The sequence below is a fragment of the Bradyrhizobium sp. Leo170 genome (assembly GCF_004296405.1).
In the GTDB taxonomy this organism is placed as follows: Bacteria; Pseudomonadota; Alphaproteobacteria; order Rhizobiales; family Xanthobacteraceae; genus Bradyrhizobium.
Genome location: NZ_PSRR01000328.1, coordinates 1 through 9,832, shown reverse-complemented (window position 1 = coordinate 9,832; position 9,832 = coordinate 1). Strand labels below are relative to the sequence as shown.

The window sequence follows — 9,832 nt, the reverse complement described above, 5'->3', positions numbered from 1 at the left end:
GCCCGCCCCTCATTTGCGTGAGACGCGCGGAGTTAAATCACTGATTTGCCCGACGCCGAAAGCGGAATGTTTTTTTGGCGAGGGCTGGACGGGGTAAATCACTTTGGAATTGCTGGCGAATTTTTCTCCGCTGTCATTCCGGGGCATCGCAAAGCGATGAGCCCGGAATCCATTTCGCCGCCCGCACAAGTGGAGGAATGGATTCCGGGCTCGCGACTTCGTCGCGCCCCGGAATGACGGAGAGTAAGTAGTCCGTGGCCCATCCCTCGAGACGCCGCTGGCGCGGCTCCTCGGGGATGAGGTCGTCACTTTGGGACGTCCGGCGCCGGCGGCGCGATGTAGACTTTCCAGCTTACGGCGGGGCCGGGATGGCCGTGGACGAAGCGGCGCGTGGTCATGATCAGGCGCTCGGCGTGCGGCGCGTTCTTGGCGATCCAGCTCTCGAACGCCGGCAAGCGTCCGTCATTGGGATCGAACACGCCGATGAAGCCGAGGCGCTTGGCTTCCGCTTCGCTGGTGAGACCCGCGCCCCAGACCTCGCCCGGCGTGAACGGCGCCGGATGATCGGGGCTATAGAACACCAGCGGCATGATCACCTCCGTGGTGCCGGCCACCGCCGCCCAGCGTGAGGCGAATTTGCGGTGCCAGGCTTCGGTGAGTTCGCGCGCAAGCTCGGCACGCGCGCCGTATTTCGCGACGCTGTTCGGATCGGCCGCGAGCTCGCGCTCGGCGATGGTCGGCGACGCGAACAGCATGGCGATGGTGATCACCAACCAGATCGCGCTGATACGAAACAAGGCCATCTTGGGAATCCGCAGCCAGGGGATCGCGACCAGCGCCAGCGGCGTCAGGAAGAACAGCGAGATGCCCCAGTCGGTCTTGATGTAGATCTCGAAGAACAGCGCGCCGAGCGGCGGCCCGATGGCGACGATGATCTGGATGATCCAGACGTTGAGCGCCTGCGAGAGGTTGACGCCGGGATTCGGCCCGAGCGACCAGTTGCGCGTGAACAAGGTCGATGGCCGCCGCACCAGCGCGCCCCAGCCGAGCGCCAGCGCCGCCAGCACGATGCAGGCGGCGAGCAATCCGATATTGTGGACGATATAGCCGTTCACGAGGTACAGACTGACCGCGCGATTGTCGATGCTGTAGACATCTCCGGCATAGGTCAGCGGGGCGAAATGGGCCTCGCTCAGCCAGACGATATGCGGAATCATCGCCACGATCAGCGTTGCGATCGCAACCCACGGCGCCGGCGAGGCCAGGAAGCGCAACCGCTCGGGATGGATCAGCGCCGCCAGCCCGATGGCGCCGATCATGGTCAGCACCCAATATTTGGTCATCAGCGCCAGCGCGCCGGCAAGGCCGAGCCAGATGCCCGAAATCGCGGTGCGCTTCTCGAACGCATAGAGATAGGCCAGCACGACCGGCGGCAGGGTCGCAAGCTGCAGCAGGTCCGCGTTGTACTTGTAGCCCTTGAAGTTGAAGATCGGATAGAGCGCGAGCATCACCACGACGAAGAAGGCGCGGCGGCGGTCGACGACACGGAGCGCGATCAGCCAGCAGACGACGAGGCTCACGGCGATGACCGCCATCGCCAGCGCATAGGTCGCCCAATCGGTCACCGGGAAGATGCGGAACCAGAGGCCGGCGACCCAGCCGGACAGCGGCGGATGCTTGCCATAGCCGAGCTGGAATTTCTGGCCCCAGGCAAAGGCCTCCGCGACGTCCATATGGATGTCCTGCGCGGACTTCAGATTGACGAGGATCAGCGTCCACAGCACGGCATGAGCGAGCGCAAAGCCGGTGACGAACCATAATCCGGTGACGGGATCGGTTGCGCGCGCCACCAGCCACGCCGCCAGGCGCGAGATCGAGAATTTCCGTTTTGCGCGCGCCGCCGCGGGCAGGATTGATGCAGTCGCCATGGCCCCTGCCTAGCCTGTTTTACGGGCGAATGAAATCAGCTTGGCGTGAGGGAACGATGCCGCGCTCCCTTTCCCGCTTGCGGAAGAGACGAGCAAAGCTCGCTCCGGGAGGGCTGGGGTGGGGGTGTCGCGATTCACGCCTTCCTTGCAGGTGAGAGAGCCCCCACCCGGCGCTGGCGCGCCGACCTCCCCCGCAAGCGGGAGAGGTGAAACCGTCTCAAAATTCCGCAATGTGGTTGCCGCTTCGGGGTGCGAATGCTATCTCGCGCCCCATGACGACCGTCCCTATTCCGAACATCCGCAACTTCTCCATTGTCGCCCATATCGACCATGGCAAATCGACGCTGGCCGACCGCCTGATCCAGATGACCGGCGGCCTGTCGGACCGCGAGATGGCGGGCAAGGAACAGGTGCTCGATTCCATGGACATCGAGCGAGAGCGCGGCATCACCATCAAGGCGCAGACGGTGCGGCTGAAATACCGCGCCAAGGACGGCAAGGATTACATCTTCAACCTGATGGACACGCCCGGCCATGTCGACTTCGCCTACGAGGTCTCGCGGTCGCTGGCGGCCTGCGAAGGTTCCCTGCTCGTGGTCGACGCCAGCCAGGGCGTCGAGGCGCAGACGCTCGCCAATGTCTACCAGGCGCTCGACAACAACCACGAGATCGTGCCGGTCCTGAACAAGGTCGACCTGCCCGCGGCCGAGCCCGAGAAGGTCAAGCAGCAGATCGAGGACGTGATCGGCATCGACGCCTCCGACGCCGTGATGATCTCGGCCAAGACCGGCCTCGGCGTGCCCGATGTCCTGGAGGCAATCGTCACCCGCCTGCCGCCGCCGAAGGGCGACAAGGATGCCACGTTGAAGGCGCTCTTGGTCGATAGCTGGTATGACGTCTATCTCGGCGTGGTCGTCCTGATCCGCGTCGTCGACGGCGTGATGAAGAAGGGTGGCCGCATCCGCATGATGGGCACCGGCGCAGCCTACGACGTCGAGCGCGTCGGCTTCTTCACGCCGAAGATGCAGCAGGTGGACGAACTCGGCCCCGGCGAGATCGGCTTCATCACCGCCGCGATCAAGGAAGTCGCAGACACGCGCGTCGGGGACACCATCACCGACGACCGCCACCCGGTGAAGGAGATGCTGCCGGGCTTCAAGCCGGCGGTCCCGGTGGTGTTCTGCGGCCTGTTCCCGGTTGACGCTGACGATTTCGAAACCCTGCGCGCGGCGATGGGCAAGCTCAGGCTCAACGACGCCAGCTTCTCGTTCGAGATGGAGACCTCGGCCGCACTGGGCTTCGGCTTCCGCTGCGGCTTCCTCGGGCTGTTGCACCTGGAGATCATCCAGGAGCGGCTGTCGCGCGAGTTCGATCTCAACCTGATCGCGACCGCGCCGAGCGTCATCTACAAGATGAAGCTCACCGACGGCAGCGAGATCGAGATCCACAACCCCGTCGACATGCCCGACGTGGTCAAGATCGCCGAGATCGACGAGCCCTGGATCGAGGCCACCATCCTCACCCCGGACGAATATCTCGGCAGCGTGCTGAAACTCTGCCAGGACCGGCGCGGCGCGCAGAAGGAGCTGACTTATGTCGGCAGCCGCGCGATGGTGAAATACGATTTGCCGCTCAACGAAGTGGTGTTCGATTTCTACGACCGGCTGAAATCGGTCTCCAAGGGTTATGCCTCGTTCGACTATCATCTGACCGACTACAAGGCGGCCGATCTCGTCAAGATGCAGATCCTGGTCAATGGCGAGCCGGTCGATGCGCTGTCGATGCTGGTGCACCGCACCCGCGCGGAGGGCCGCGGCCGCGCCATGGTCGAGAAGATGAAGGAACTGATCCCGCCGCACATGTTCCAGATCCCGATCCAGGCGGCGATCGGCGGCAAGGTGATCGCCCGCGAAACCGTCCGCGCGCTGCGCAAGGACGTCACCGCCAAGTGCTACGGCGGCGACATCACGCGTAAGAGAAAACTTCTGGAGAAGCAGAAGGAAGGCAAGAAGAAGATGCGGCAGTTCGGCAAGGTCGACATCCCGCAGGAAGCTTTCATTGCCGCGCTGAAGGTGGATAGCTGAGGCTTGTTGTCATTCCGGGGCTCGCGTCAGCGAGAACCCGGAATCCATTTCTCCACCGGTTATGTCGCCTGATGGATTCCGGGTTCGCTACGCGCGCCCCGGAATGACAGCGTTGGAGATTAGCCACCTTGCCCTCTCCCATCGGATAGGCCACCATCGTGTTCCCGCTCAACAAAACAAGAACAGCGAGGAAACGCATGAGCAAGGTGGAAGGATTCGATCTCGCCGATAAGGCGCGCGCGCTGGCGCCGTTGATCACACGAGATGCCGACGAGATCGAGCGGACGCGGCGGCTGACGGGTGCGGTGACATCGGCGCTCGTCGACAACGGGCTGTACCGGGCGCTGCTGCCGAAACGCTTCGGCAGCAGCGAGGCGACGCTGGAAGCGTTCATGCAGATGCAGGAGGAGGTCGCCAAGGCCGATGCCTCCACCGCCTGGTGCCTCGGACAATGCAGCGTCTGCGCGATGACCGCGGCCTATCTCGAGCCCGATGCGGCGAACGAGATCTTCAACGTCGCGCCGGGCATTCTGGCCTGGGGCGCGATCGCGCATGAGGTGAAGGCGGTGCCGGGCGGCTATATCGCCAATGCGCGCTGGGAGTTTGCCTCGGGCTCGCGGCAGGCGAGCTGGCTGGGGGCGCATGTGCGCGTGGTCGAGCAGGACGACTTGCCCCGCAAGAAAGCTGACGGCTCGATGGAAATCCGCACCATCCTGTTTCCGGCGGCGAGCGCCACGATGCACGACGTCTGGGACGTGATCGGGCTGAAGGGCACCGGCACCGATTCCTATTCGGTAGAGAATCTGTTCATCCCGGAGAAATTCGCCGCGCTGCGCGACGATCCTTCGGCGTTGCGCGAACAGGGGCCGCTGTACAAGCTTTCCACTAACATGGTGTTCGGCATGGGCTTTGCCGCGACCGCGCTCGGCGTCGCCCGCGCCACGCTCGATGCGGCGATCGAGCTTTCGCGCGGCAAGACGCCGCAAGGGTTGAAGGCGATGCGCGAGAACAATGCGGTGCAGGGATTAATCGGACGTACCGAGGCGAGCCTGCGCGCGGCACGCGCCTATCTCTATGCGACCGCAGCCGAGGTCTGGCGCGATCTCGAGCGCGGCAATCCGCTCGCCGAAGGCCACCGCGTGGCGCTGCGCGTCGCCTCGACCTGGACCATCCACCAATCGGCATCGGTGGTCGATACCGCCTATCACATGGCCGGCGCCACGGCTGTGTTCGCCGCCAACAAGTTCGAGCGCCGCTTCCGCGACATGCACGCGATCGCGCAGCAGATCCAGGCCCGCGACACACATTACGAGGACGTCGGCCGCGCGATCCTCGCAGGCGATCTCAGGGGGCCGCCGACCACACGGTGAACAACCCGTCATTGCGAGCGGAGCGAAGCAATCCATGCCTCCGCGTATGCGGGCAGATGGATTGCTTCGTCGCTATCGCTCCTCGCAATGACGGCTGAAAGCTGCGTAGGGTGGGCAAAGGCGCATCGCGCCGTGCCCGCCATCAGCACACTCCGCTCGTGATGGTGGGCACGCTGCGCTTTGCCCACCCTACGAATCGGCTCACGCCACCAGCGCGGCTTCGTCGTCCGTTCCGCCGCGCTGCGCCTGCAGCAGGCTGACGATGTCGGCATTGGGCCTGGCGCGGCTGAACAGGAAGCCCTGGCCCTCGTGGCAACCTTCGGCGCGCAGGCAGCTCAGCTCGGCTTCGGTCTCGACGCCTTCGGCGGTGATGGTGACGCCGAGGCCCTTGCCGAGGCTGATGATCGAACGCACGATCGCCTGCGCATCGCGATTGGAGCCGAGGTCGCGCACGAAGGACTGGTCGATCTTGATCTTGTCGAACGGGAAGCTGCGCAAATAGCTGAGGCTGGAATAGCCGGTGCCGAAGTCATCCATCGAGATGCGCACGCCGAGCGCGCGCAGCGCGTGCAGTGTGGCCAGCACCTGGCTGCTCTTTTCCAGCAGCAGCGTCTCGGTGATCTCAAGCTCGAGCCGCCGCGCCGGCAGGCCGGAATGCTTCAGCGCTTCCGTTACCTGCGACAACAAATTGCCGGTGCGGAACTGAAGCGGCGACAGGTTGACGGCGACGCGGACATCGTCAGGCCAATGCGCCGCGTCGTTGCAGGCGCGCCGCAGCATCAAGCCGCCGAGCGGATTGATCAGGCCGGTCTCTTCCGCAACGGGGATGAACTCGCCGGGCGAGATCATGCCGCGCTCGGGATGCGGCCAGCGCACCAGCGCCTCGAAGCCGGTGATGCGGCCGCTCGAGAGATCGACCAGCGGCTGGTAGAACGGCCGCAAGCCATCGTTCTGGATCGCATCGCGCAAATCCATCTCGATCTTGCGGCGGGTCTGGGCGCGCGCGTCCATCTCGGCCTCGAAGAAGGAGAAGGTGCCGCGGAATTCGCTCTTGGCGCGCGACAGCGCCATGTCGGCGCTCTTCAAGAGTTTCTCGGATTCATCGCCGTCGCCGGGCGACATCGCAATGCCGATGCTGGCGCCGATCACGATGGAATGGGCGTCGAGCAGATAGGGTTCGCCGATCGCTTCCAACAGCCGCTTCGCGAGCAGCACCGCGTCCTCCGGACGCGACACGCCGCTCTGGACGATCGCGAACTCATCGGAGTTGAGGCGGGCCAGCGCATCTTCCTCGCGCAAGGTTGAGCGCAGGCGCTTTGCGACGCCGCGCAACAGCTTGTCGCCAACGCCATGACCGAGCGTGTCGTTGACGGCCTTGAAATTGTCGAGGCCGAGCACCAGCACCGCGACCTTCTCGGCGCTGCGGCGGGTGTGCAGCAGCATGTCGTCCATCTGCTGGCGCAACAGATTGCGATTGGGTAGCGCCGTGAGCCCGTCATGCTGGGCCATGAAGGCAAGCCGCGCCTCGGCGCGCTTGCGCTCGGTCATGTCCATCAGCGCCAGCAGCACCGCGGGCTGGTCGCCATGCATCAATTCGCGCGAATAGATCGCAAGATCGATCAGCGTGCCGTCGGCCCGCACATGCTTCCAGGTCCGCGCCGCCTGCTCGTCGCCGTCGCGGCCGCCGATCCACGGCAGTTCGGTATCGAATGCCTGCAGGCTGCGAATGGTCAGTTTCTCGAATTCGGCGCGGCTGAAGCCATAATGCTCGGCTGCGGCATCGTTGACGGAAAGGATGCGCTCGCCGTCGAGCGAGCAGAGGATCATCGGCACCGGGTTGCCGTCGAACAGCAGGCGGAACGACGCTTCGCGCTGCTTCAATTCGGTGATGTCGACGCGCAGGCCGACGACGCCGCCATCCGACGTCAGCCGCTCCTCGATCAGGACGACGCGGCCGTCGGCAAGCTTCTGCTCATGCCGCTCGCCGGGCTGATAGAGCTTCTTCAGCCGCTCGGCGATCCACGCCTCTTCGCGGCCGATTGCCTCGGGGTAATCGCCGCGGGCGACGCCGACCCGGAGCGTGTCCTGCAGCCGCGCGCCGTGCTCGAACTGGTCGGAGCTGCGGCGATAGATCTCGGCATATTTCTTGTTCCAGAGGATGTAGCGGCCTTCGGCATCGAGGAACACGATGCCCTGCGGCAGGATGTCGATCGCCTCGCGCAGGCGTTCGTTGGAGCGGCGCGCATCCGCAATCGCCGCTTCAGTCTCGGCGCGCTTGCGCACGATCTCGCCGATCTCGGATGGAACGCGCCGCCGGCCGCCTGAAAGCTTCGGATCGGGTTTGACGGGACGGCCGGGAATTCTCGCCGCCACTTTGCGCTTCAGTTTCTTAGCCGCTCTTGGCCCCATCTTCGGCATCGACTTTCCGCCACACGCACTCCCGTCGAGCATGCTTCTCCGATAAGTGTCTGAAAAAATGGTATATTCCGCCGGTTCTCAGAATAGAACCGGACTCCGAGCTGCCTGTTTAGGAGGCGGACTTCCGCATCCCTGAATACCGGCGGGCGGCTCGGAGGGGCTGAAAAGCAAATCCAACCGGCAAATCAACCAAGCGCGCGGAGCCAATTTTCCCGCGATCCGGGTAGCGATGCTGCGGATGCACCAATGGCGCGTATTCCGCACGAAATTGCGTCATTGCGCGACAGGGTTAATGCCCGGTTAAGCCGCGAGCCTGCATCGAACCAATGATGAGGCGGCGCGACATCTGCTGCCGCCAAAAAGGCTTCGGCCGCCTGCCGGTTCGGGCTATCCTCCATCGCAGGGGACGCCAAGTTGCAGACGGCGGACGAGGCGCGAGCATCGCCTCGGGGAGGGGACCCGATGCGCCAGGGCACGCACAATCGATCTCTCACCATCAGCACTCTCTTGGCGGCGACGCTGGCGCTGCTGCTGACATCTGGTCCCGGCATTGCCGGAGACTATCCGGACCGCACCGTCAGGATCATCGTGCCATTCTCCGCCGGCGGCACGGCGGACGCGGTCCCGCGGCTGGTGGCGGATTGGCTGTCGCGCAAATGGGGCCAGCCGATCGTGATCGAGAACAAGACCGGGTCAGCCGGAAATGTCGGGGCCGAGGAGGTCTACAATGCCGCCCCCGACGGCTACACCCTGCTCTCCGCGCCGCCGCCGCCGCTCGTCATCAACCAGAATCTTTATCGGAAGCTCGGCTTTGATCCGGCGAAGTTCGAACCGATCATCGTGATGGCGCAGGTGCCGAACGCGATCTTCGTCCGCCCCAACGGCATCAAGGCATCCAGCGTGGCGGAGTTGATCGATCATCTGCGCGCAAACCCCGACGGGCTCACAGCCGCCACGCTCGGCAGCGGGACCACGTCGCATCTGAGCTCCGAACTGTTCGAGACGATGGCGAAGGTGAAGCTGCGCCAGATCCCCTATCGCAGCACCGTGCCGGCGCTGCAGGGCCTGCTCGCCGGCGACGTCGACCTGATGTTCGACAATCTCGGCGTCACGCTGCCGCTGGTGACGGCCGGCAAGCTCAAGCTGCTGGCGGTGGCCTCGCCGAAACGGTTGCCGTCCATGCCCAACGTGCCGACGATCGCCGAAACGCTGCCGGGCTTCGAAGCGGTCGCCTGGTACGCGATCGTGGCCCCGCCCGGGACGCCGAAGGCAATCGTCGAGAAGATCAATGCCGACATCAACGAAGTGCTGGCCCGGCCCGATATCCAGGCCAACTTCCGAAAGCTCTCCGCGGAAATCTATGGCGGCTCGGTGGAGCGGACGGCCAAATATCTGCGCAGCGAGGTCGACCGCTGGGGCACGGTGATCAAGTCGGCCAACATCGAGATGCAGTGAGGCTGGCGAATTTTTTCCACTTCTCCCGCAAGCGAGAGAGGGAGCGCAGGGTTCATGGTGGCTGCTACTCCATTGAAGTTCATCACGTGCCTGTTCGTGCTGGAGATCAACCAATTGCGATGTCACAGCGGCTCGCGGAACGTCGAATCCATGTTACGCTGATTGCCCTTCGAGTGAATCCCATGACGTCCCGCCCGATATTGACCCTGCTGATTCTTGCAGCTCTATCGCTTGGTGCCGACGCCGCGTCGGCGCAGGACAGAGGCTCGGTCAATCCGAAGCCGCTGCCGCCGCTCGCCAATCCCAACGATCCCAAGCTCGGCGCCAAGGAATTGTTCGCGCGCAAGGTGCTGCCGACGGCGACGCCGACGCGGGTGATCGGCTCCTATTCCAAAGGCTGCCTCGCCGGCGCGGCGCAGATGCCGATCAACGGCGAGACTTGGCAGGTGATGCGGCTGTCGCGCAACCGCAACTGGGGCTATCCCGGTATGATCGCGCTGCTGAAGCGGCTGTCGGTCAGGGCGCACAAGGATGCCGGCTGGCCGGGCATCCTGGTCGGCGACATCGCGCAGCCGCG

At 64.5% G+C, this 9,832-nt stretch carries 6 protein-coding genes; 4 read left to right on the top strand and 2 right to left on the bottom strand.

Annotated features, from left to right (window positions below; all coding sequences use genetic code 11):
- Positions 1-305 precede the first annotated feature (305 nt).
- The gene (locus CWO89_RS35330) at positions 306-1,928 is read right to left on the bottom strand and encodes a glycosyltransferase family 39 protein (protein ID WP_130583047.1); all 1,623 of its coding nucleotides are present in this window, start codon (positions 1,926-1,928) and stop codon (positions 306-308) included.
- A 272-nt stretch (positions 1,929-2,200) separates the two neighbouring features.
- Between CWO89_RS35330 and lepA the strand changes: the two genes are divergently transcribed.
- Positions 2,201-4,012 carry a translation elongation factor 4 gene (gene lepA / locus CWO89_RS35325; protein WP_130583046.1) on the top strand — a complete coding sequence of 604 codons (1,812 nt, stop codon included), beginning with the start codon at positions 2,201-2,203 and terminating at the stop codon, positions 4,010-4,012.
- Between the two features lie 197 nt (positions 4,013-4,209).
- On the top strand, positions 4,210-5,382 hold the full coding sequence (locus tag CWO89_RS35320; protein ID WP_130583045.1) for an acyl-CoA dehydrogenase family protein: 1,173 nt from the start codon (positions 4,210-4,212) through the stop codon (positions 5,380-5,382).
- Positions 5,383-5,583: 201 nt separating this feature from the next.
- On the opposite strand, the gene CWO89_RS35315 is transcribed toward CWO89_RS35320, so the two are convergent.
- Positions 5,584-7,800 (bottom strand): putative bifunctional diguanylate cyclase/phosphodiesterase, encoded by a 2,217-nt coding sequence (locus CWO89_RS35315; protein ID WP_130583044.1) that lies wholly within the window; start codon positions 7,798-7,800, stop codon positions 5,584-5,586.
- 462 nt (positions 7,801-8,262) lie between these two features.
- Between CWO89_RS35315 and CWO89_RS35310 the strand changes: the two genes are divergently transcribed.
- Positions 8,263-9,255 carry a Bug family tripartite tricarboxylate transporter substrate binding protein gene (locus tag CWO89_RS35310; protein ID WP_130583043.1) on the top strand — a complete coding sequence of 331 codons (993 nt, stop codon included), beginning with the start codon at positions 8,263-8,265 and terminating at the stop codon, positions 9,253-9,255.
- 182 nt (positions 9,256-9,437) lie between these two features.
- Positions 9,438-9,832 (top strand): penicillin-insensitive murein endopeptidase (locus tag CWO89_RS35305; protein ID WP_207234637.1); only part of this gene is annotated, 395 nt, incomplete at its 3' end.

Bases quoted from the DNA above. Each gene is read 5' to 3' on its own strand.
- CWO89_RS35320 (WP_130583045.1), top strand. From the start codon at position 4,210: ATGAGCAAGGTGGAAGGATTCGATCTCGCCGATAAGGCGCGCGCGCTG.
- lepA (WP_130583046.1), top strand. From the start codon at position 2,201: ATGACGACCGTCCCTATTCCGAACATCCGCAACTTCTCCATTGTCGCC.
- CWO89_RS35310 (WP_130583043.1), top strand. From the start codon at position 8,263: ATGCGCCAGGGCACGCACAATCGATCTCTCACCATCAGCACTCTCTTG.
- CWO89_RS35315 (WP_130583044.1), bottom strand. From the start codon at position 7,800: ATGCCGAAGATGGGGCCAAGAGCGGCTAAGAAACTGAAGCGCAAAGTG.
- CWO89_RS35330 (WP_130583047.1), bottom strand. From the start codon at position 1,928: ATGGCGACTGCATCAATCCTGCCCGCGGCGGCGCGCGCAAAACGGAAA.